This window comes from Streptomyces sp. NPDC014801 (genome assembly GCF_043082085.1).
Lineage (GTDB): Bacteria > Actinomycetota > Actinomycetes > Streptomycetales > Streptomycetaceae > Streptomyces.
The window spans coordinates 54,396-75,961 of the sequence record NZ_JBIBXG010000014.1; the positions used below are offsets into that span (position 1 = coordinate 54,396).

The 21,566-nt window shown below is 70.6% G+C and carries 18 protein-coding genes; 8 read left to right on the forward strand and 10 right to left on the reverse strand.

Annotated elements, in window-relative coordinates:
* Nucleotides 1–66: 66 nt before the first annotated feature.
* Nucleotides 67–510 carry a MarR family transcriptional regulator gene (locus ACF1AL_RS31470; RefSeq protein ID WP_366841325.1) on the reverse strand — a complete coding sequence of 148 codons (444 nt, stop codon included), beginning with the start codon at nt 508–510 and terminating at the stop codon, nt 67–69.
* A gap of 216 nt (nt 511–726) precedes the next feature.
* On the opposite strand from ACF1AL_RS31470, the gene ACF1AL_RS31475 reads away from it, so the two are divergent.
* Both ACF1AL_RS31475 and ACF1AL_RS31480 read left to right on the forward strand, forming a co-directional pair.
* Nucleotides 727–2,232 (forward strand): MFS transporter, encoded by a 1,506-nt coding sequence (locus tag ACF1AL_RS31475; RefSeq protein ID WP_391778501.1) that lies wholly within the window; start codon nt 727–729, stop codon nt 2,230–2,232.
* A gap of 28 nt (nt 2,233–2,260) precedes the next feature.
* Nucleotides 2,261–3,055 carry a maleylpyruvate isomerase family mycothiol-dependent enzyme gene (locus ACF1AL_RS31480; protein WP_391778502.1) on the forward strand — a complete coding sequence of 265 codons (795 nt, stop codon included), beginning with the start codon at nt 2,261–2,263 and terminating at the stop codon, nt 3,053–3,055.
* A 191-nt stretch (nt 3,056–3,246) separates the two neighbouring features.
* Here ACF1AL_RS31480 and ACF1AL_RS31485 read toward each other — a convergent pair whose 3' ends face one another.
* Both ACF1AL_RS31485 and ACF1AL_RS31490 read right to left on the reverse strand, forming a co-directional pair.
* Nucleotides 3,247–4,092, reverse strand: a complete 846-nt coding sequence (locus tag ACF1AL_RS31485) for a lysozyme (RefSeq protein ID WP_384210747.1) — start codon at nt 4,090–4,092, stop codon at nt 3,247–3,249.
* Nucleotides 4,093–4,217: 125 nt separating this feature from the next.
* Nucleotides 4,218–6,083 (reverse strand): M1 family aminopeptidase, encoded by a 1,866-nt coding sequence (locus ACF1AL_RS31490; protein ID WP_391778503.1) that lies wholly within the window; start codon nt 6,081–6,083, stop codon nt 4,218–4,220.
* Nucleotides 6,084–6,567: 484 nt separating this feature from the next.
* Here ACF1AL_RS31490 and ACF1AL_RS31495 point away from each other — a divergent pair, with 484 nt between their 5' ends.
* The 4 genes from ACF1AL_RS31495 (at nt 6,568) to ACF1AL_RS31510 (ending at nt 9,763) form a co-directional block, all read left to right on the forward strand.
* On the forward strand, nt 6,568–7,485 hold the full coding sequence (locus tag ACF1AL_RS31495) for an NADP-dependent oxidoreductase (RefSeq protein ID WP_391778504.1): 918 nt from the start codon (nt 6,568–6,570) through the stop codon (nt 7,483–7,485).
* A 32-nt stretch (nt 7,486–7,517) separates the two neighbouring features.
* Nucleotides 7,518–8,078, forward strand: coding sequence for a hypothetical protein (locus ACF1AL_RS31500; RefSeq protein WP_391778505.1), 561 nt, complete (start codon nt 7,518–7,520; stop codon nt 8,076–8,078).
* Nucleotides 8,079–8,205: 127 nt separating this feature from the next.
* A complete protein-coding gene (locus ACF1AL_RS31505) occupies nt 8,206–8,535 on the forward strand; it encodes a helix-turn-helix transcriptional regulator (RefSeq protein WP_391699267.1) in 330 nt (109 codons plus the stop codon).
* Between the two features lie 253 nt (nt 8,536–8,788).
* Nucleotides 8,789–9,763, forward strand: a complete 975-nt coding sequence (locus tag ACF1AL_RS31510) for an SDR family oxidoreductase (RefSeq protein ID WP_391778506.1) — start codon at nt 8,789–8,791, stop codon at nt 9,761–9,763.
* Nucleotides 9,764–9,781: 18 nt separating this feature from the next.
* On the opposite strand, the gene ACF1AL_RS31515 is transcribed toward ACF1AL_RS31510, so the two are convergent.
* The 3 genes from ACF1AL_RS31515 to ACF1AL_RS31525 all read right to left on the reverse strand — a co-directional run bounded on the left by ACF1AL_RS31515 (nt 9,782) and on the right by ACF1AL_RS31525 (nt 13,704).
* Nucleotides 9,782–12,037 carry a zinc metalloprotease gene (locus tag ACF1AL_RS31515; protein WP_384210759.1) on the reverse strand — a complete coding sequence of 752 codons (2,256 nt, stop codon included), beginning with the start codon at nt 12,035–12,037 and terminating at the stop codon, nt 9,782–9,784.
* A 504-nt stretch (nt 12,038–12,541) separates the two neighbouring features.
* Entirely contained in the window at nt 12,542–13,174 is a 633-nt protein-coding gene (locus ACF1AL_RS31520) for a hypothetical protein (protein ID WP_391778507.1), read from the reverse strand.
* 107 nt (nt 13,175–13,281) lie between these two features.
* Nucleotides 13,282–13,704 (reverse strand): hypothetical protein, encoded by a 423-nt coding sequence (locus ACF1AL_RS31525; RefSeq protein WP_391778508.1) that lies wholly within the window; start codon nt 13,702–13,704, stop codon nt 13,282–13,284.
* Nucleotides 13,705–14,281: 577 nt separating this feature from the next.
* On the opposite strand from ACF1AL_RS31525, the gene ACF1AL_RS31530 reads away from it, so the two are divergent.
* Nucleotides 14,282–15,220, forward strand: a complete 939-nt coding sequence (locus ACF1AL_RS31530) for an SRPBCC family protein (protein WP_391778509.1) — start codon at nt 14,282–14,284, stop codon at nt 15,218–15,220.
* A complete protein-coding gene (locus ACF1AL_RS31535; protein WP_391778510.1) occupies nt 15,217–16,392 on the forward strand; it encodes a zinc-dependent alcohol dehydrogenase in 1,176 nt (391 codons plus the stop codon). Before ACF1AL_RS31530 ends, ACF1AL_RS31535 begins: the two co-directional genes overlap by 4 nt.
* A gap of 49 nt (nt 16,393–16,441) precedes the next feature.
* Here ACF1AL_RS31535 and ACF1AL_RS31540 read toward each other — a convergent pair whose 3' ends face one another.
* From ACF1AL_RS31540 to ACF1AL_RS31555, 4 genes are all read right to left on the reverse strand, one after another.
* A complete protein-coding gene (locus tag ACF1AL_RS31540) occupies nt 16,442–17,398 on the reverse strand; it encodes an XRE family transcriptional regulator (protein WP_391778511.1) in 957 nt (318 codons plus the stop codon).
* Nucleotides 17,399–17,553: 155 nt separating this feature from the next.
* Nucleotides 17,554–18,759, reverse strand: a complete 1,206-nt coding sequence (locus ACF1AL_RS31545) for a S1 family peptidase (RefSeq protein WP_391778512.1) — start codon at nt 18,757–18,759, stop codon at nt 17,554–17,556.
* Between the two features lie 232 nt (nt 18,760–18,991).
* On the reverse strand, nt 18,992–20,137 hold the full coding sequence (locus tag ACF1AL_RS31550) for a homoserine O-acetyltransferase (RefSeq protein WP_391778513.1): 1,146 nt from the start codon (nt 20,135–20,137) through the stop codon (nt 18,992–18,994).
* Nucleotides 20,138–21,499 (reverse strand): bifunctional o-acetylhomoserine/o-acetylserine sulfhydrylase, encoded by a 1,362-nt coding sequence (locus tag ACF1AL_RS31555; protein ID WP_386911744.1) that lies wholly within the window; start codon nt 21,497–21,499, stop codon nt 20,138–20,140.
* Between the last annotated feature and the right edge of the window lie 67 nt (nt 21,500–21,566).

Genomic DNA, 21,566 nt, shown 5'->3' on the forward strand with positions numbered 1-21,566 from the left:
GGGCAGCTCGCCTTCTCCGGTGAACTGCCCGGCCGCTCCCGTTTCCGGTCAGGCCGGCGGGCGATCTCAGGGGCGGGCGGCGGCGGGCTGCGGGGCGAAGACGCGCTCCAGCAGGGCGCCGAGGGTGTCCCGCTCCTCTTCGTCGAGCCGGTCCAGACCGGCGAGCGTGTGGTGCATGTTGCTGCGGATCACGTCGATGACCCGCTCGCCCTCCGCCGTGAGGACGACGTTCTTGACGCGCCGGTCGGAGGCGCTCGGCTCCCGGCGCACCAGGCCGCGCTTCTCCAGCCGGTCGACGATCCCGGTCATGTTGGAGGCATCGCAGGTCAGCGTGGTGGCCAGCGTGCTCATCGAGGCCGGTCCCCGGCGCAGCACATTGAGTGTCTTGCCCTGGCTGGCCGTGAGGTTCTCGCCGGCGGCGGCCACGGTGAAGTCGCCGTAGTAGGCGCCGAGTGACATCGAGAGCAGCTCCATGAGCCGGGCGGAGTCGACGCGGGGGAGTGCTGTCATACGCGTCACCCTACGCCGGAAAACTTGACGATCTCAAATATCGCTGGCTACGGTCTCGGCAATTGCTTGAAGTTCTCAAGCTTCGAGGTCCTCAATCTTCTGGGTCCTCAAGCTTCGATGACCTGTCGAGCGCCCGTGTCCTCACGTTCCACCGTTCGCCGGCTTCGGCGTACTCCGCGTCCGCCGAGGCGGACGTCTCACCAAGGAAGAGATTCCGTGTCACAAGCACTGCGCACGGCCGGCCGGCGACGCGCACCGGACAGCGTGCTGGTCCTCACCCTGGGGCTCGCCGCCATGGTCGTCTCGATGATGCAGACGCTGGTCGTCCCGATCCTGGGCATCATCCAGAACGATCTGCGGGCCACCACGGCGAACGTCAGCTGGGTGACCACCGCCACGCTGCTGTCGGCCGCCGTCTTCACCCCGTTGCTCGGCCGCTTCGGCGACCAGCACGGCAAGAAGGGCACCCTCATCGGTGTCCTGCTCGTGATGGTCGGCGGCTCCGTGCTCGCCGCCACGACCACTTCGCTGACCTGGCTGATCGTCGGCCGGGTGATGCAGGGAGCGGCGACCGCGATCTTTCCGCTCGCCCTCTCCGTCCTGCGCGAGGAGATCGAGCCGGTGAAACTGCCCGGTGCCATGGCCCTGGTCAGCGGCACCCTCGCGTTCGGCAGCGGACTCGCGCTGGTCGGCGCGGGGCTCCTCACCCGGGGCGTCCACCCCGACTACCACCGGGTGTTCTGGCTCGCGGTGGCACTCGCGATGGTCGCACTCGTGGGCGTGTGGTTCGCCGTGCCCGCTTCCCGGGCGGCAACGGGAGGGCGGACCGACTGGCTGGGCGCGATCACTCTGGGAGCGCTGCTGGTGCTGCTGCTCCTGCCCGTCTCGCAGGGGCACGAGTGGGGATGGACGTCCGGACGCACCCTCGGCTCCTTCGCCGGGGCGGTCGTCATGGCCGCGGTGTGGGTCGTGACCGAGCGCCGGGTCAAGGAACCCATGGTGGACATGGAGATGTTCACCCACCGGCCCGTCCTGTTCACCAACCTGGCCGGTCTGCTGCTGGGATTCGCGATGTTCGCCCAGTTCATCGGCGTCTCCTACCTCGTCCAGGTGCCCGAGGACCTCGCGGGCTACGGCTTCGGCGCCTCCGTGCTCGGAGCGTCCGTCGTGTATCTGCTGCCGACCACGCTCGTCTCGCTCGTGGGCTCACAGTTCGGCGGTGTGCTGGTCCGCCGGCTCGGCGCGCGCGTCACCCTGGCGGCCGGCGCCTGCTTCGGCGTCCTCGGATTCACGTGGCTGACCGTCGCGCACGGAACGTCTGCCTCGGTGATCGGCGCGGGCATGGTCATCGGTCTCGCGATCAGCTTCGGTTACGCCGCCATGCCCGCCCTCATCGTGGCGAGCGTTCCCGCCCACCAGTCCGGCATCGCCAACGGCATCAACTCCATCTCCCGCTCGGTCGGCAGCGCCGTCGCCAGCGCGGTGATCACCACCCTGCTGGCGTCGAAGACCATCCCGCTGCCCGCCGGCATGCCCGCGCTGCCCCAGGAGAGCCAGTTCACGCTCGGCTTCGCGATCGCGGGTGTGGCCTTCGGCCTGGTGGTCGCCGTCTCGCTCGTCGGCATCAAGCGGGCGCACGCGCCGCGTACTCCCGTCCTGAAAAAGCCCGCCGAAGGCCGCGAAAGCCGTGCCCGGGCTGTCCTCGACCAGCCGTCCCGCTGACCCGCACCTTCCCGGAAGGCAGCTCACGATGAACAAGTCCGACCACACCCACCAGGCCGCCGCCCTGCAGGTCGATCACCGTGCGGCGGTCGCGGCGGAGACCGCACGGTTCGTCGCCACGATCGGCGACGCCGACCTGACCACCGCCGTGCCCAGTTGCCCCGGCTGGACCCTGGCCGACCTGGTGAAGCACACGGGCAGTGTCCAGCGCTGGTTCTCGGTCCTGCTGCGGACGCGTGTCCAGGAGCCCCCGCGCACACGAGAGGTGGACCTGCGGCTCCCGGAGCGGGAGGACGGATACCCTGGCTGGCTGGCCGAGAGCGCGACCGTGGCCGCGGAGGCCTTCGCGGCCACCGACCCCGACCTGCCGATGTGGGCGTGGGGCGTCGACCAGCACGCCCGCTTCTGGGCCCGCCGCATGCTCTTCGAGACGCTGCTGCACCGGGCCGACGCTGAGCTGGCCCTCGGCCTGAGGCCCGCGATCGACCGTACCCTCGCCGTCGACGGGATCGACGAGTTCCTCGTCAACCTGCCCTTCGCCACCTCCTTCGCCCCCAAGGTGGCCGACCTGCGCGGTCCCGACCGGACCATCGGCTTCCGCACGACCGACGGCGACGACGCCTGGCTCGTTCGCCTCCGGCCCGACGGATTCGGCCTGGAACAGACCGGCGAAGCCGCGGACACCGCCGACGCGACCGTCCGGGGCACCGCGGCCGACCTGCTCCTCCTCGTCTACGGCCGCCTGCCCTACCGGGCGCAGAGCCTCGCTCACGAGGGGGACGAGGACCTGCTGACCCACTGGTTCGCCAACTCCGCCTTCTGAAAGGCGGGATGCCGACCCGGCTCCTGGCGCGCCATGTGCTCCTGACGGGGCGTTCTGCCGTCGAGAGGGCCGGGCAGCACCGGTGAGACCGGGGAGCGCGAAGCCGGCGGCGGGGGCGCCTGGCGTGCGGGTCGTGCACGCCGGGAGCCCCCGCCATCGCGCCTGCTGCTCGCGAACGTCCCTGCTGCTCGTCAGCCGGTCGCGAGGCTGCTCAGCTGGGCTTGTGTGCCGTTGAAGCGGTCGTGGTCGCCGACCGTCTTGCCGGTGGAGGTGTACTGCCACATGGTGTGCGACGTCCAGCCCGCGGGGAGCGTTCCGGGCGTCGTGGCGTAGCGGGCGATCCACAGCGGGTTGGTCGCACCGAAGCCGGAGTAGTTCCCGGTGCACTGGGTCCACCAGGCCGTGGCCGTGTAGATGACCGCGTTGCGGCCGGTGCGGGCCTTGTACCGGGCGAGGAAGTCGCGGATCCAGGTGACCATGCCGCTCTGCGACTTGCCGAAGCAGTCGTCGCCGTACGGGTTCCACTCGATGTCGAGGGCGCCGGGCAGGGTCTTGCCGTCCTTGGACCAGCCGCCGCCGTGGTCGACGAAGTAGTCGGCCTGGGCGGCGCCGCCGCTGGTGTCGGGGGTGGCGAAGTGGTAGGCGCCGCGGACCATGCCGGTGTCGTAGGAGCCGGTGTACTGCTGCGTGAAGTAGGGGTTGGTGTAGTAGGTGCCCTCCGAGGCTTTGGTGTACGCCCATCGGGCGCCGCCGCTCCACAGGGTCGGCCAGTCGACGTCGCGCTGGTAGCTCGAGACGTCCACGCCCTCCGTCTGGGTGATGCGGGCGGTGGGGGCGTCCGCGGCGGCGGCTTCGCTGCCGTCGTGCGCGAGGACGCCGATGCCCATGAAGGCGCTGCCCCGCTCGGGCATCACCGGATCCGGCAGGGGCAGTGCCGCCGGGGTGGACAGGGTCAGCAACAGGCCGGTCAGCACGGTGGTGACGGCCAGGCGTGGGCCACGAGGGCCGGAAGATATGGAAGGTCGCACGGGATCCATCTGACCCGCAGTGGGGCGGTGCCGCACTCCGGATACCGCCCAACGGTGCCGCCCTGGGACGGGGTTGGTCCATGTGGGTGGCCCGGCCACGGGGTGCGGAGCCGCCGTGACCGGGCCGGTGGGGCTCAGCCCTCGATGCGGTGCTGCGACCAGAAGGAGGTCAGGTCCGCGCTCGTGGCGGCCTGGGCTGCGGCCTTGAACTCGGCCGTGGTGGACACGCCGTACCAGTGCGCCGCCGCGTAGTCCTTCAGCAGCTTGGCCATGGCGGTGTCCCCGAGGACGCGGCGCAGGTCGTGCAGGGCGCACTTGCCGTAGCCGTAGACCACGGTGGAGTAGCGGGAGGAGTGCGCGTCCCAGTAGGCCATCGAGTTGGTGATCTTCTCGGCGCTGGCGGCCCAGGAGACGCCGCTCCAGCAGTTGCTGCCCGTCTTGCCGAGGGCGAGGTCGGTGGCGTAGTCGGTGAACGCCTCGTCCAGCCAGGGGCTGTTGTACTCGTCGTCGCCCACGATGCCGTACCACCACTGATGGCCGATCTCATGGGTGAGGGCGGTGGTGCTGACCAGGTCGAGGACGAAGCCCGGGTACTCCATTCCGCCGAACCAGTAGTTGTTGTCGATCACCGCGTCCAGCTCGCCGTACGGGTAGGCGCCGAACCGGGAGGCATGGGCGTCCACGGCGGACTTGGCGGTGCTGAGCATGGACTGGGCGCTGGAGGAGCTGATGCCCGAGACGGAGTAGACGCTGATGGGGACGCCCGCCGTGGAGGTGCCGGAGATCTTCGTGAAGGGCCCGGCGGCCCAGGCGAAGTCACGGACCTTGGCCGCGGTCGCCGTGGTGACGGTACGGCCGCTGGAGCCGGGGATGTCGGTGGAGGTGCCGGTGGCCGGGACCAGCAGGCCGCTCGGGTGGTCCAGGGTCACCTTGAAGTCGGCGGCCAGGGAGTAGAAGGACTCGCCGTTGTTCGTGTACGGATCCAGGTGCCAGCCGGCGCCGTCGCGGATCGCGAGGAGAGGCAGGGCGTTGCCGATGAAGCTGAAGGCGCCGTCGTGGCCGAAGCGGTCGGCGCCGCTGGGGACGGTGATGCCGAGGTCGAAGCCGATGGTGGTGCTCTGGCCCTGGTTCAGCGGGCTCGGCAGGTCGATCCTCAGGGCGGTGCAGTTCACCGAGAGGGCGCCCGCGGTGCCGCCGGTGACGTTCCCGACCCGGATGGGCATCGCGTCACAGGTGCCGTGATAGTTGTCCCACAGTCGCAGATACACCTCGCTGAGCGCGGTGGGGGAGGCGTTGGTGAAGCTGACGCTCTCGTGCCCGGACCAGACGGTGCCGCTCGTGTCACTGCTGAGGTTCACCGTGTAGGAGGGGGCGGCAGGGGTGCGGGTGGCGTCGGTCGGGGGCGGGGTGGTGCCGCCGGAGGTGGAGAGCGCGATGTCGTCCAGGACGAAGCTGGTCTGCAGGCTCGAGTCCTCGGTGCCGGTGAACGACAGGGTCACGCTCTGGCCGGCGTACGCGGAGACGTCGAGCGACTTCTGCACATAGCCGGTGGCGTCGTCGAGGTTCGAGTACGTGGCCAGCGTGGTGGCGCCGATCTTGGCGGTGAGCTTGTCGTAGGCGATGGACGAGGTCGTCTCGTCCGTGTCGATGTGCAGCCAGAAGGTGAGGGTGGCGGTGGCGCAGCCGGCGGGGACGGTGACGCTCTGGCTGAGGGTGTCGGTGTGGGTGCTGCCGACTCCGTCCAGCCAGGCGTAGCTGCTGCCGCCGTGGGCGCTCTGGCCGGAACGGCTGGTGATCACCGTGGACGAGGACTGGCTCCACGGCGAAGTCCCGCTCTCGAAGCCGCCGTTGGCGACCACCTGGGTGGCAGTGCAGGTGGCTGCCGCGCTGTGCTGCGCGGTCGGCTGGGCGGCGGCGGGGGTGGTCGGGAGACAGAGGGCGGCCAGCGCGGCGGCGACGATCGCTCCGGCGCCGAGGGCCCTGTGGGGGGTCGATCTCACACGCTACTCCTTTGCGGCGGCCGGGATTCCGGCCTGCTCGAAGACCGCCCGGCCGGCTGGGGTGCGCCGGGGCGGCCACGGACGGTGCTTGCGTGATCGGTTCGGGTCGGCCGGCGGCACCTGAGGGGGTCGGGGCGCCGGCTGCCGAAAGCGTGACAGATTTGACTGGTGCATGCCAGGAGTGCGGCTCGAGGAGAATGGGGCGCGGCCGTGCCGGTGCAACGGGCAAGCCCCTACTGCGACTTGAGCCCCGGGTCGGGGTGCGCGGACGGGATCGCCGTCGGCGGTTTGCCGGGTATCCGGCAGTGCACCAGGAAATGGGCAGCGCGCTGGGAGATCGGCAGGACACTGGGGAATCGGCAGTGCCCCGGGGAATAAGGATCGGCACGTGATCTTTGAATGCGGTGACACGTTGGCGTCGGTGGCGCTACGGCGCGCGGCTTGGGCAGGCCTTGTCCCCACGAGAAGGTGCGGTGATCACGCAATGCGGGCGGTGCGGTTTCACGAGTACGGCGGGATCGATGTGCTGCGGGTGGAGGAGGTGGAGCGCCCGGTGCCCGGACCCGGGCAGGTGCTCGTCGAGGTCCGTGCGGCGGGGATCCAGCCCGGCGAGGCGCACATCCGCGTGGGCGCGCTGCACGAACGCTGGCCCGCGACGTTTCCCTCCGGGCAGGGCAGCGACCTGGCCGGCGTCGTCGTGGAAGCCGGCCCGCACGTCCGGGGCTTCGCGGTGGGCGACGAGGTGCTGGGCTTCACCCACAGGCGGGCCAGCCACGCGCAGTTCGTCGTGGTCGACGACGTCAATCTCGTGATCCGCCCGGCCGGGTTGGCCTGGGAGGTGGCCGGGGCGCTGTACGTGGCCGGTACGACCGCCTACGCCACGGTGTTCGCGGTGGACCCCGGCCCGGACGACACAGTCGTCGTCTCCGGTGCGGCGGGCGGCGTCGGATCGCTGGCCGTGCAGCTCGCACGGCGGCGCGGCGCCACGGTGATCGGGCTGGCGAGCGAGCACAACCACGCGTGGCTGAAGGAACGCGGCGTTCTCCCGGTCCAGTACGGGCCCGGTGTGGCCGAGCGGATCCGACAGGCGTCCGAGGGCAGGGTCGACGCGTTCATCGACACCTTCGGCGACGGCTACGTGGCATTGGCGGTGGAGCTGGGCGTGCGGCCCGAGCGGATCAACACCATCCGCGACTGGCAGGCCGCGGCCGAGGTCGGCGCGCGCACCTACGGTGAAGGGGCGGCGGCGTCCGCGGTCGTGCTCGGCGAGTTGGCCCGGCTCGCCGCACGCGGGGAACTGGAGGTGCCGATCGCCCGCACCTACCCGCTGGAACAGGTCCAGGACGCCTTCCGCGAGCTGGAACAGCAGCACACCCACGGCAAGATCGTGCTCCGGCCCTAGTCCATGTGCCGGACTGATCCGGGCTGGTTCGAGTGAGTGCGCGGGAGCGGAGTTACCGATACGCCGGACCGGCCGAGCTGAAGGCGGCAGTCCGGCCCGGCAGCGGCGGGTGCCGGATCAGCTCGGCGGCAGAGTTCAGCGGCTGGATCGCCGGGCGATCCGCGACGGAGCCGGCCGAACCGTTCACCCTCGTGGTCGACACGGACGGTGTGCTCCGGCTCGCCCCGCGGCGAAGCGAGCACGTGGCCTGCGCGGGCGGAGGCAGGGTGCTGAGCGCCGGCGAGACCGGCTTCGTGCGGGAGGCGGACGGGTGGGCCGTGGGCGAGATCAGCAACCACTCCACCGGTTACTGCCCGGACGTGACCTCCTGGCCGGCAGTCGCCCGTGCCCTGGACCGCGCGGGGCTCGGGCGACCTTCCGGCTTCACGCACGAGGTCGTGTTCCGGCGATGCCCTGACTGCCAGGAGCACAACATCGTGCGCGAGGACGACTTCGTCTGCGTCTTCTGCGGCAGCGATCTGCCGGAGACGTGGAACGTGGACGGGGGACCCGCCAACCGTCCCGGACCGCATCGAGTCGAACGGGCGTACTGAGGCTGCATCCGGAACGGGGCCCGGCGGCGAAGAAGCCGCGTGTCCCCATCTGGGTGCCCGAGCGCGGCGTGCCGGAGCCCGAGGGGGGCCGGTCATGGCCGTACGACGACGAAAGGCGGATCCGACAGTGGGCACGTCGACCCGTGAACGAGCGTTCCTCACGATCCATGCCCGCGTACTCGTGGTGATCGCCCGTGGTCCCGACCGTCGTCTGCGCGAGATGGCGGAGGAATGCCGGACCAGCGAGCGGACCGTGTGGAACATCGTGCGCGACCTGGAACAGGCCGGATACGTCCGCCGTCGGCGGGACGGCGGCACCGTGCGGTACACCGTCGATCTGGACCGTTCCCTGCACCCCCCGGCCGAGGCACACTTGCGCGTCCGGCACCTTGTCACCCTCATGGCGCAAGCGGCGGAGCCCGGCGACCGGCAGGCACCGTCGTCGCCTCACGGGTGACGTGCCGACATCAGCGCACTGAGGCGTACGTCCGGATCGGCGGACGCACGCGGTCGGCCGACGCAGGTCACGGAGAAGAACCGGCCGGCGCCCGGCACACGGCTCATGACGAGCGGCCCGCGACATCGGGGGTCATGATGAGCCACGTCGGCAGGCCGGCGGGCCTGCGGGCCTGCGGGCCTGCGGCCACAGCCGCCCACCGGCACCTCGGGCCGCGCCCCGCCCCGGCACCGAAGAGAGCGAGGTACCCCCCATGACTGCCCGAGGCTCCCGCGAGACGTGCGCAGGCCATGCTCCCGGCGCCCCGTTGCGCGGCCGGGTCGCCGTCGTCACAGGAGCGGCACGGGGGATCGGGGAGGCACTGGCGCGGCGTCTGTCCGCCGAGGGAATGGCGGTGGCGCTGCTCGGCCGTGAAGAGCACACCCTGCGGGCCGCCGCGTCCGCGCTCCGCGGGCCCACCCTCTGTGTCGAGGCCGATGTGACCGATCCCGAGGCGCTCGACCGGGCCGCGGACGAGGTGGCCGCCCGCCTCGGTGCCGCATCGGTGGTCGTGGCCAACGCGGGCGTCGCGGCCGGCGGCCCCTTCCGTCTCACCGACGCCGGTCTGTGGCGCCGCGTCGTCGACGTCAACCTCACCGGCTCCGCCAACACCGCGCGTGCCTTCCTGCCGCACCTCACACGCACCCGCGGCTACTTCCTCCAGGTGGCCTCCACGGCCGCGTTCGGCTCGGCCCCCCTGATGAGCGCCTACTGCGCCTCGAAGGCGGGCGCGGAGTCCTTCGCCCAGGCGCTGCGGGGCGAAGTCGAACCCGACGGCATCGCCGTGGGCATCGCCTATCTGCACTGGACCGGCACCGACATGCTCACCGGCCTGGACGACCACCCGGTGCTACGTGCCCTGCGGGCGCATCAACCGGACTTCGCTCGGCGCGTGCACAGCCCCGAGCAGGTCGCCGAATGGCTCGCGACCGGCGTCGCCCGCCGCGCCACGCATGTCTACGCACCGCCGTGGCTGCGCTGGTGCCAGCCTCTGCGGCCGCTGTTCCCCGCCCTGGTCGCCCGTGCCGCCCGCCGCGAGCTGCGCCGCACGTCTGCCGCCGACCTGGCTGCCGGCACGGGAGTCATGGGCGAGGGCGGCCGCGCCGACTGGGAAGCCCACCGCACCACGCTGCACTCAACCGCCGCCCCCGACCGGCACCCTGGCGAACAGCCCCCGCCGAAACCGTGACCCCCCTCGGGCGCGCGGTCACCTTTCTTGGAGATCGATCCTCGCCCTCCGCAGCACGAGCGACTCTTTGTCGACCGAGTGGACGCGCAAGGCCAAGTCGCCCCGGTCCGGGTCACCCAGGCCGATGTGGATGCGATCGTCGTGGTCCGTCCACCAGTAGCCATCGACTCGCTCGACTCCCTCCGCAGCGCCGATGTCGAAGACGACTGCCCTGTGATCCTCTTGCAGTTCGAGTCCCCAGCGGCCGAGGGAAACGGGGAACTCATAGCCTTCCGGCCGGAACACCTGTATGTCCGCCTGGTCTTCCTCGTGCGAGTGCCACCATCGCCCCAGGAGCGCTTCCTTGTCGCCCTGCCTTGGCGGGAGCACTTTGAAGGCCACCCTCTGCCCGCCTGTCAGAACGTCGATCTGGTCACGGCGCTCGTACTGGTTGACGTCAATGAGGAACAGGCCGAAGGGCGGAGCTTCCGTGTCGGCCACGACTTGCACACCGAGGGTGTAGTACTGACCACCGTCAATTGTCACCGGGCCGATCGGGGTGTCCAGTTGGTGGATCCGGAGGGTGTCCTTCTCGAAGCTCGCGACCGTCGGGTCGAGGTCCGCGTTCCGTAGCTTGTCGGCCAGTTCGTTCGGTACTTCGAGTTCGACATGACCCCAAGCGTCCTTGCCACCGAGTGAGGGGGCATGCACGGCGACCAGCACCTCATGTTCGGAGGCATGAAGATTGCCTACGGTGACGAACCCTGGCATGTCGAAGTGGTTACTGGTGGCCACTTCCACGTTCTTCCAGACGATCTTGTTGTTGTTCTGCACATTCTCGTAGAGGTTCGAGGTCTCCGCGAAGGTCATCCCGTACGGCGCCGTAGCCGCAGTCTCGATCCGACTCAGCAGGCAGAAATGGTTCTGGTCGCCACCGAACATGCTGTAGTCGGCGGGGTCCGGAGGAGACCAGGGGAACTCCAACACTGTCGACCCGCGCCCAGGGACGGGCCCCGTCGACTGCGAGCCGATCAGGCCACCCATCAGCGCGGGCGCGGTGACGCTGCCGTCCCATGGAGCCGGCCATGCGAGTGCGGAGGACGCTTTGGCCCAGTAAAGCTTCACGGTGCCGCTTGCGGACGCTCCGCACGCTGCGTTGCGCACACGGACATAGACGTAATTGGGCTGCGAGCCTGCGGGGCGGTGAACCGGGTTCTGGTGATCCTGGACGGTGCGACCGTCGTTCTTGTTGCGCACCCAGATGTCTTCACTCTGCCACATCGGTTCCGCGAGCGGGTCTGGCTCCACTGCGGTGTCGCGCGGTGTGTCGGCCGACCACAAGGTGCCTGCGCTGACGGCTGTTGGGGGAACCAAGCCGTCGGATGCGAGAAGGTAGGACCGGGGCCCGGTCAACGTGGCCTGCATGCGGGCGGCCTGGTCCACGGTGAACATCACCTTCGTGGAGTCATTGGTGTAGTCCATGTGGTTGACAAACATGTCCCCGTTCGGGGCGCTCTGGCAGGAGAAGTGCGGGTACGTCGGATTGCCGTAGTTGGCGGCGGCCTGCGGTGGGGTGTCGGCGCACTGGTCGTTGTCCGCGCAGGCTCCCTGGAAAACGTGGAACAGCTGGAAGTAGTGCCCCACTTCGTGCACGGTGACGCGGCCGAGGTCGTACGGCGGGGCACCGGGGCCGAAGACGGTGTAGTTGACAATGACCCCGTCGGTGGCGGCCGAGGCGCCGGGAAATGTCCCGCGGCCGCCTTGGCCGGCCAGTGCCGGACACACCCAGATGTTCAGGTACTTGTCCCTCGGCCACGGATTTGCCCCTCCGGTAGCCGCGGATTTGACGTCGTCGGTGTTGAAGATGTCGAACGACTCGGTCGCGGTCTGAGTTCGAGTGATGCCCGTCGAAGGCTGGCACGAAGGGTCCCGGGCGGCCAACTGGAAGCGGATACCGGTGTCAGCCGCAAGCGAGGAGAACACCGTTGGTGCTGTGGAGAGATCCGCGTTTCCCCTGCTGAAGTCGCGGTTCAGCGCGTCGATCTGATTCTGGACCGCCGCGTCCGGGATGTTCTGGTCCGAGGTGTTGTAGACGACGTGGACGACGACGGGAACGATTGCCGGGCTCAGGCGGAACGCTGCGTCAGCATGCACCGCGACGTAGTGGTTGATGAACGCTTCCGCCGCCTGGAACTTCTCGCGGTATTCGGAATCTCGCCTGAGAAGTTGAAGATGATACTCCCAGGTGCCACACGGTTGGCGCATGACGCCGGTCTCGTCATTGTATTCCGACATCTGACTTCTCCCCGCTGCTGCGACCTGGCGTTACCAGGGACGCATTCTTGGACTGCCTCGGGCAGCGGTACTCCGATCCTTGGCGAGGGGCGCGTATGCACAGCCGGCGGCCAAAGATCTCTTCTCCCTGCGGGCCATGACGCACGTGTGACCTCTTGGTCCGGCACCGCTGTCCGCGGCGAGCGCCATGCGGAAGCGCATCCGCGTCGTCGGCGCCGGGCTGGTCGTTCAAGGGCTTCAGCAGCGCGTCCGAGGCCTCTTCGGGCCCTCAACTTCAGTGTGCGACGGCTGGGAAGGCCCCGCATCCCAGCCGCTGAGCACGGTGCCCATGGCCTGGTTGTACCAAAGGTCGAGCCGCTGGAAGGTGTGCCACGGTGAGCGGGGCAGCCCACCGTGCCTTGCGTCAGGCCAGCACCCTTCCTTTCTCGGGATGCGGGACCCGGCCAGGTTCCATCAGGAGAGGACGGGTGCAAGTCTCTTGAAAGCCCGTCTCGTTGGCGTGGCTTACCGGTGCATGACTTCCCGCCCGGCCGAGCCGTGGCGGAGATCCCGGAACAGTACGTATCCGGAGCCGGTCGGCGCTGAGCAATGCGGGCCATGCACGTCGAGGTTCTCGAGATCCGTGGGCAGGACGAAGTCCGGACCGACATGCGTCGGGTCGAAGGCGAGGGCCACCTTCGTGCCGCTGCCTCCCGGCGAATCGAATACCCGGGGATCGGAGAAGGGGCGGATACCGACGAGGTCCTGGCAGAAGCCCCGTCCTGAGGACCACATCTCGACCGTGACCCGATCAGACAGCGCTGCGGCGGCTGCCAAAAGCCACCACTCAGGACCCAGGAGGGAGTCGAAGTAACCCTGGGCGGGAGCACCCGACCCATCCCAGGCGTGAGGCTGGTCCGTCACCATGGTGAGGCTCAGGTCATCAGTGATCTCAACGACAGTCTGCAGCGTGTGCTCCGCGGCAACCTTCGTCGCCGGATGAAGCGTGTGACACGCCAGGGCACAGAGCACGCGGGCCGGCAGCCTCGGATCTGCGCGCCCCACACCGAAGTACATGCCCATCCGCTGGCGCACTCCCGCGTCGAACTGCAGAACCTGGATGTCAGCCGCGTCGTATGGGCTCTCGTGCTCCGTCACGACCACACGCTAGCGAGCCGGATGCCGGAACTGAATGGACGAGAGCGCTCCGGCTTCGTCGAAACGCCCCGCCCGGCCAGTGCCGAGCGGGGCGAGGTCGCCGCTGCTCAGACCTTGCAGAACCCGATGCCCTTGAGCGCCTCGTTGATCTGCTTGCCCTGTGCTTCGGTCGTCGTGACGTCCTTGTACGTGAAGCGCTGTGCTGCCGAGTAGTCGAGTCGGTTGCCGCCGCCGCTGATCGCGCCGCACTGGTTGCGGGCCGCATCGACGGCCTTGTCTTCGTACTTGACGATGTCAGGGTTGGCTGCGGCGAGTGCGCGCAGCAGCTCGGCGCGCTTCGCCGGGGTCGGCTCGGGCGGGATGCCGAGCCGATTCTCGGCGGCGCTGACATCGGCACTCGACGCGGTGCTCGGGGTGGCGCTCGGCGTGCTGCTGGGCTTGCTGTCGGTCGTGTCGTCGCTGCTCGACGAACAGCCGGTGAGGGCAAGTGCGGCCAGAGCGAGCGTGGTGACGGCAGTACGGGTGTGCATGTTCCCCCCTGAAACGATGACTTACGGATGCGAGAATACGTGTCGGCTGCATGGGCTTTGGGACAGGGCGGCGGCAACGCCCCTCCCGGTGCGTACAGAACGCTGTCGGTGCCCGGCCGCCCGACCTCGGTGTGAGTCCACGCTTGCGACGAGACTTCCTGCTCGTCGTTGATCTTCAGATGCCGCGAGATGGTGGAGGGCGCCGTAGGAGTCGCCTGGCCGCGGTGATCGCCAGGGCAGCCGGTTACCGCCGGCCGGTGGGCGCCCGCTGCTCAGGACGGGGTCCGCCGAGACGACGGGTGGCCTGCCCCGACATCCGGCCGCACTGGCGCGTACTCGACAAGCTCGGTTCTGTGTCCGCCCCCGTAAGAAGCCCTCCAGTTCCTTGAAGACACTGGTCAGGGCCGTCGCGCGCGTTACTGCACGTCGCGACCGGGCGGCCGGACGCCGGTTCGGTGACGCGAGTCGAGGATTGGACGGGGGTCATGTGGAAACCCCGGCGTTGTCCGCGACGCACTTTTCACCTTGTGACTGATCGGCCCGCTTCCGTTCACCTCACCGCACGTGGGGAGCACCCATGACGACAGACACCCGTTCCACCTCCCGCCTACGGAAGGATCCGCTCGTACGTGGCCTCGGCTGGGCCAGTGCGCTCCTGGGCGTGCCCCAGGTCGTCGCCCCGGCGGGATTCGCCCGGGCCCTGGGCGTGGACGACACCTCCCGGCACCGCGCCGCCACGACCGCCGTCGGTGTGCGGGAGCTGGCCGCGGCGACGGGGCTGCTGGGGCGGCCGCACCCCGCCTGGCTGTGGGGCCGCGTCGGGGGCGACCTCTTGGATCTGACGATGCTGAGCCGGGCCCTGAAGAACCACAACGGCCGCGGTCTCGGCCGCACCGTCGCCGCGACCGCCGCGGTCACCGCCATCACGGCGACGGACGTCTACGCGGCCGTCACCCGCACCCGCAGGAGCACCCCCATGGAACTGACCGCGGCCACCACCGTCACGCAGCCCCCGGACGAGGTCTACGCCCTCTGGAGCGACCTGGAGCGCCTTCCGGACTTCATGGCGCACCTGGACGAGGTGCGCGTCACCGGGCCGCGCACCAGTCACTGGCGGGCCGGCGCGCCGTTCGGCAAGGCGGTCGAGTGGGACGCGGAGACCACTCAGGACGTCCCCGGCCGGCTGATCGCGTGGCGGTCGGTGGAGGGCGCCGACATCGGCAACTCCGGGGAGGTCCGCTTCGCGCCCGCCCCCGGCGGCCAGGGCACGGAGATCCATGTGACCTTGCGTTACGACGTGCCCGGCGGGGCGCTGGGCAAGGCCGTGGCGCGTTACTTCGGGGAGGAACCGCACCAGCAGCTGGACGACGACCTGCGCCGCTTCAAGCAGATCGCGGAGACCGGCGAGGTCGTCCGCTCCGAGGGCGCACCCGGCGGCAAGCGGGCTCGCGGCGAGTTCCCGCAGCACCCGGCCCGACCGCTGACCGAGGACGAGCTGAAGGAGGCTCTGGCATGAAGGCCACCTGCTGGACGGGACGCAACTCGGTCGAGGTGCAGGACGTCCCCGAACCGTCGATCCTGAACAGCCGCGACGCCATCGTGAAGATCACCTCGACGGCGATCTGCGGCTCCGACCTCCATCTGGTCGACGGTTACGTCCCCACCATGCAAAAGGGCGACATCCTGGGCCACGAGTTCATGGGAGAGGTCGTCGAGGTCGGCCCCGGTATCAGCGGCGACAAACTGCGCGTCGGCGACCGGGTCGTCGTACCCTTCCCGATCGCCTGCGGCGCCTGTGCGGCCTGCCGCGCGGAGCTGTACTCGTGCTGCGAGAACAGCAACCCCAACGCCGGCGTCTCGGAGAAGTTCTTCGGTCACCCCACCAGCGGCATCTACGGCTACTCCCACCTCACCGGCGGCTTCGCCGGCGGCCAGGCCGAGTACGCCCGCGTGGTGTTCGCCGACGTCAACGCCCTCAAGATCGAGTCGGACCTCAGCGACGAGCAGGTGCTGTTCCTGTCCGACATCCTGCCGACCGGCTACATGGGCGCCGACATGTGCGACATCCAGGAAGGCGATGTCGTGGCCGTCTGGGGTGCCGGTCCGGTCGGTCAGCTCGCCATGGACAGCGCCCGTGTGCTGGGCGCGGAGAAGGTCATCGCGATCGACAAGGAGGCCTACCGGCTCGACATGGCCGCCGCCCAGGGCTACACCACCATCGACTTCGAGGACACCGACGTACGGTCGGCCCTGCTCGAACTCACCGGCGGCCGGGGCCCCGACAAGTGCATCGACGCGGTCGGGTTGGAGGCCACCCACGGTGCCTCCCACGTCCACTTCTACGACCGCGCCAAGCAGGCGGTCCGCTCCGAGACCGACCGGCCGCACGCCCTGCGCCAGGCCATCCTGTCCTGCCGGAGCGGCGGCGTGGTCTCGGTCATCGGCGTCTACGGCGGGCTGATCGACAAGTTCCCGGCGGGTGCCTGGATGAACCGGTCCCTGACCCTGCGCACCGGGCAGTGCCATGTGCAGAAGTACATGAAACCGCTGCTGGAGCTGATCGAGCAGCGCAAGATCGACCCCACCCGGATCATCACCCACCGGCTGCCCCTGACCGAGGCACCGACCGGCTACGACCTGTTCAAGAACAAGAAGGACCGCTGCGAGAAGGTCGTCCTCACGCCGTGAGAGCCGGACGGCAGGACCGCCCGCCCCGTGTCGCCGGGACCGGAGGAGGTCAGCGGGGCCACTCCCAGGACATGCCGTACACACCGGGCGGGCATCGGTGCAGCAGCATGTGCGAGGTGTGCGACACGTCGAGGACGGTGCGGCGCTCGGACCGCTTGGGCCCGCCGATCCGCTCCCTCGAGTAGCGGTGACAGCTCGACGGCAGCGCGTCGGGGTGGAAACACAGGTGCAGCAGGAACTCGTGCGGGCTCGTGCGCAGCCGCCGCTCGTAGTGGGCCGGGGATGCCGCCGGTTCGGGGCCGTACCGCAGGGTGTAGGAGATCAGTGCCGTCTCGTCCCGGGCCAGGGGCCGGCCGAACTCCACCTCGGCGACGACGGTCCGCAGTTCGGGCAGCCGCCGCACGGTGCCGAGCCGCCCGCAGTGGGCGGTGAAGGTGGCGTGCTCCGCGGCTATCTCGTCGTGCACGACCGTGATGCGGCCCGCGCCGTCGCGGGTCGCTCGCACCACCTGTTTCACGGTGACGGTCCGGAACCGGCGGTGTTCGTCGAACCGCACCGTCTCATGGATGGTCAGGGAGACGAGGTCGTCGTTGAAGCGGGGGAACGTCGGGCCCAGGGCGCGTTCGATGTGGGACTGCCGCCCGAACACCTGGCGTGAGACGTCCGGTCCGGGGGCCCGCCCGGTGGTGCGGCCGCGGGGGCGGCTCGGCCCGATGAGGGATCGCAGGGTGCCCGGCGGCAGGTCGAGTATGGCTTCCAGGGCGTCCACGGCCCTCAGCGAGCGGGCCTGTTCGGGCTGGCTGCGTCCGCGCTGCCAGTAGCTGAGGGTCGCGAGGCTGATGCTGATGCCCTGCGCGGCCAGTCGTTCGCGCACCCGGTCCAGGGAGAGTCCGCGCCGCTGGACGGCGTCCCGGAAGACCGCGGCGAAGGGCGCGGCGGAGCCGGTCGCGGTGGGGTGCGCGGCCGCGGAGGCGGCGCCTTCGTCGGCTTCGTGCGGCCTTCTCATGACACCTCCGCCAGGCTGGTGCGCGTCCTGTGGGGCGGGATCATACGCGGAAGGCGTGTGCGGGTGGTGCGGGCCGGCCGGGCGGGGCACGCCGCCCCTCGCGGCGGGGCGGGCCCGCAGGGAGCGGGCCCGCCGTGGTGCGTCCGGCCTGGTGGTCAGTTCGTGTTGAGCGTCAGACCGTAGTAGGACAGGGCGTCGTCGAGGGGCTGGAAGTACGACGAGCCGCTGGAGTTGGTGCCCGAGCACTGCTGGCTGGTGGGGCCGCCCGAGGTCATGCCCTGGGCCTGGTTGCCGGAGATGTAGGCGCCGCCGCTGTCACCGCCCTGCGTGCACACCGACGAGCTCGCCAGACCGGTGACCACGGTGTCGGGGCCGCCGTGCTCGTCGGTGTAGGTGACGGAGACGTTGTACGACTTCACCGCGCCGCATGTCCAGCCCGTGGTCTGGCCGGACTTGCACAGGGCCGAGCCCGGGGCTGCGCGCTTGCTGCCCTTGACCGCGACGTTCGCTCCGGTGCCCCAGGTTCCGACCTGGGTGGCGATGGAGTCGTCCGAGTCCACTTGGGCGATGCCCATGTCGACGCTGCGGCTGCCCAGTACGTAACGGCTGTGGACGCCCTTCGCGAAGTGCGCGCTGCCGTAGTACAGGTCCGTCAGGTCGGCCACGCAGTGCCCTGCGCTCACGAGGTACTGGCGCCCCGAGGAGTCGTGGGCGCCGTAACCGACGGAACACACCCAGCTGCCGCTGCTGTTGGTCCAGGTCATCCTGCTGCCCGGGTAGACGGTCGCCTGCGGGGCGAGGCGCTGCCCGTCGCGCAGGATCCGCACCGCGCTGCCGTGGGAGGCGGCGTCCGCGAGGAACGATGCGGCCGCGGCGGAGGTGCGGCCGGGGGTGACGTGCACGGTGACGGTGTCGCTGGGCAGGTCCACCGACCACGAGGTGACGCCGTCGGGGACCTCGCGCAGGGCCCGGGCGTCGAGGGACGCCTTGATGCGGTCCAGGGCGCGCTCGCCGCGCTGTGGCACGCGCGCCGCCAGGCCGTGGTCTCTGACCTCGGCGGCCGCGGCGGGGGAGGAGACGTTCACCGTCAGCGTGCCGTCGGGGGTGAACCAGGCGCCGTCCGTGGTGACGCCCGCGCGGGCGAGCGCCGTCAACTCGTTCTGCTGGGCGGCCTGGTGGTCGAGCCGGGCCACGGCGGCGTCCTCGCTGACGCCGAGGGACCGGGCCAGGGCGGTGACCATCGCCGGCGCGTAGCGGGGGGCCGTGGGAGCGGGCGTGGCCTCGGCGGCGCCGGTGGCGACGGCGGCAGCCAGCAGGGTGCCGATCGCGGTGGCCGCCAGGGATATACGGGAAACGCGCACAACTGTCCTCTCTGCATGGGCATGACACGTCCGCCGGTGGGGTGGCCCCTCAGAGCCTTCAGGAGACGCCGGACGAGCCGTCGGCGGTACGTGCCATGCCGTTCCGGCGGCGAATGGGGGAGCGCCGCCGTCCCGAACTCTGGCCCGAACGCGCCCTGTTGTTCAAGGCGCGTTCGGCGTTCCGTTTTCCACAGAGGTGCGCATAACTGTTGAGCGCGACGGTGAACGCGGGTCAGGTCAGCAACTCGCGGACGAGCCCCGCCACCTGCTCCGTCTCGATCAGGAAGCCGTCGTGCCCGTACGGTGACTCCACCGTCCTGAGCCGGTCGGCACCCGGGATCAGCGCGGCCAGTTCCGCCTGCTGGGACGGCGGATAGAGGCGGTCGGAGTCCACCGCGGCGACCAGCGTCGGCGCCGTCACCCGCCGCAGGGCCTGCCGCACGCCGCCCCGGCCCCGCCCCACGTCGTGCGCGTTCATCGCCTCGGTCAGGACCACGTAGCTCGCCGCGTCGAAGCGCCGCACCAGCTTGGCCGCATGATGGTCGAGATAGGATGCGACCTGATAGCGGCCACCGCGGCGGGGATCCTCCGCCTGCTGCGGCAGACGGCCGAAGCGGACCTGCAACTCCGGCTCGCTGCGGTAGGTGACGTGGGCGAGCCGCCGGGCCAGCCCCAGACCGGCATGCGGTCCGCGACCGGTGTCGTGGTAGTCGCCGCCCTGCCAGTGCGGGTCCGCGCGTACGGCCTGCACCTGGATGTGCGCCCACGCGATCTGTTCGGCGCTCGCCGCCGCCGTCGTGGCGAGCAGCAGCAGCGCGCCTGTCCGGTCCGGGAATGACACCGCCCACTCCACGGCCCGCATCCCGCCCATGGAACCCCCGACGACGAGCGCCCACCCGTCGATGCCGAGGGCGTCCGCGAGACCGCTCTCGGCAGCGACCTGGTCGCGCGGGGTCAGGAACGGGAACGCCCCGCCCCACGACCGCGTCTGCCCGGGCCGCCGGGAGGCCGGCCCCGTGCTGCCCTGGCAGCCTCCGAGCACGTTCGGCGCGACGACGAACCAGCGGTCGGTGTCCAGCGCGCGGCCGGGCCCGACAAGGGCGTCCCACCATCCGGGCGTGGGATGCCCGGGTTCGGCCGGGCCGCGGACATGGCTGTCCCCGGTGAGCGCGTGCAGCACCAGGACCGCGTTGGAGCGGTCCGGCGCGAGGGTCCCCCATGTCTCGAACGCCAGCCGCACGCCCGGCAGTTCACCGCCGGACTCGAGCGGCAGCGGCTCCTTGCGGTCGTACCACCGGCGCCGGCCGGGCGGGTCCCCCTCCCGCCAGGCCCCGGTGGCCGGCGGCAGGGGAACCTCGGCAGCGGCGACGGCCTGCACCTACGCTCCCTTGGCCGCGCGGAACCCGGCCTCCAGGTCCGCCTTCAGGTCCGCGAGGCTCTCGATGCCCACCGACAGGCGCACCAGCCCCGGCGCGGTGCCGGTCGCGGCCAACTGGGCCTCGTCCAGCTGGCTGTGCGTAGTGGACGCCGGGTGGATGATCAGGCTGCGCACGTCACCGATGTTGGCGAGATGGCTGAACAGCTCAACGCCGTCCACGAACCGCTTGCCCGCCTCGACCCCGCCGCGCAGTTCGAAGGAGACGATGGCTCCGGCGCCGCGCGGCAGATACGTCCGCCCGGCCTCGTACCACGGGCTGGACGGCAGCCCGGCATAGTGGACGGCGGCGACCTCGTCGCGCTGCTCCAGCCACTCGGCGAGAGCCTGGGCGTTGGCCGTGTGCCGCTCGATGCGCAGGCTCAGCGTCTCCACGCCCTGCAGCAGCAGGAACGCGGAGTGCGGGGACAGCGCCGGGCCCAGGTCGCGCAGCAACTGCACCCGCAGCTTCACGGCGTAGGCACCGGGGCCGAGCGCGGGCCAGTAGCGCAGGCCGTGGTAGCTCGGGTCCGGTTCGGTGAAGTCCGGGAACCGGTCGGCGTGCGCGCCGAAGTCGAAGGAGCCGCCGTCCACGACGACGCCCGCGATGGCGGTGCCGTGCCCGCCGAGGAACTTCGTCGCGGAGTGCACGACGATGTCGGCGCCGTGTTCGAGTGGCCGCAGCAGGAACGGCGTGGGCACCGTGTTGTCCACGATGAGCGGCACGCCCGCCGCGTGCGCCACGTCGGCGACCGCGCGCACATCCAGCACGTTGCCGCGCGGGTTGCCGAGCGACTCGGCGAACAGCGCCTTGGTGTTCGGCCGGATCGCCGCCCGCCACGCCTCGGCGTCGTCCGGGTCGTCCACGAAGGAGACCTCGATGCCGAAGCGGGGCAGCGTGTGGCGCAAAAGGTTGTAGGTGCCGCCGTACAGGGCGGTGCTGGAGACGATGTGGTCGCCGGCGCCCGCCAGGGTCAGCAGCGCGAGGGTCTCCGCGGCCTGCCCGGAGGACAGGGCGACCGCCGCCACCCCGCCCTCCAGGGCGGCGATCCGCTGCTCGAAGACGTCCTGGGTGGGATTGTGGATCCGGGTGTAGATGTTGCCGGGCTCGGCGAGCGAGAACAGATCGGCGGCGTGCCGGGTGTCCCGGAACACGAACGACGTGGTCTGGTAGATCGGCGTGGCACGGGCCCCGGTGACGGGGTCGGGCGCGGCACCGGCGTGGATCTGCTTCGTCTCGAAGGACCAGGCCGAGGTGTCGGGACCGGCGGGCGACTCCTGCGGGACGTGACCGGCGGTGACGGAGTCGACGGGCTGGCTGCTCATGGTGCTCCTCGTACAGGGAGAGCTGCGCTGACGTGCCATGAGCGAAGCACGCCCGGACGAGCGCGGA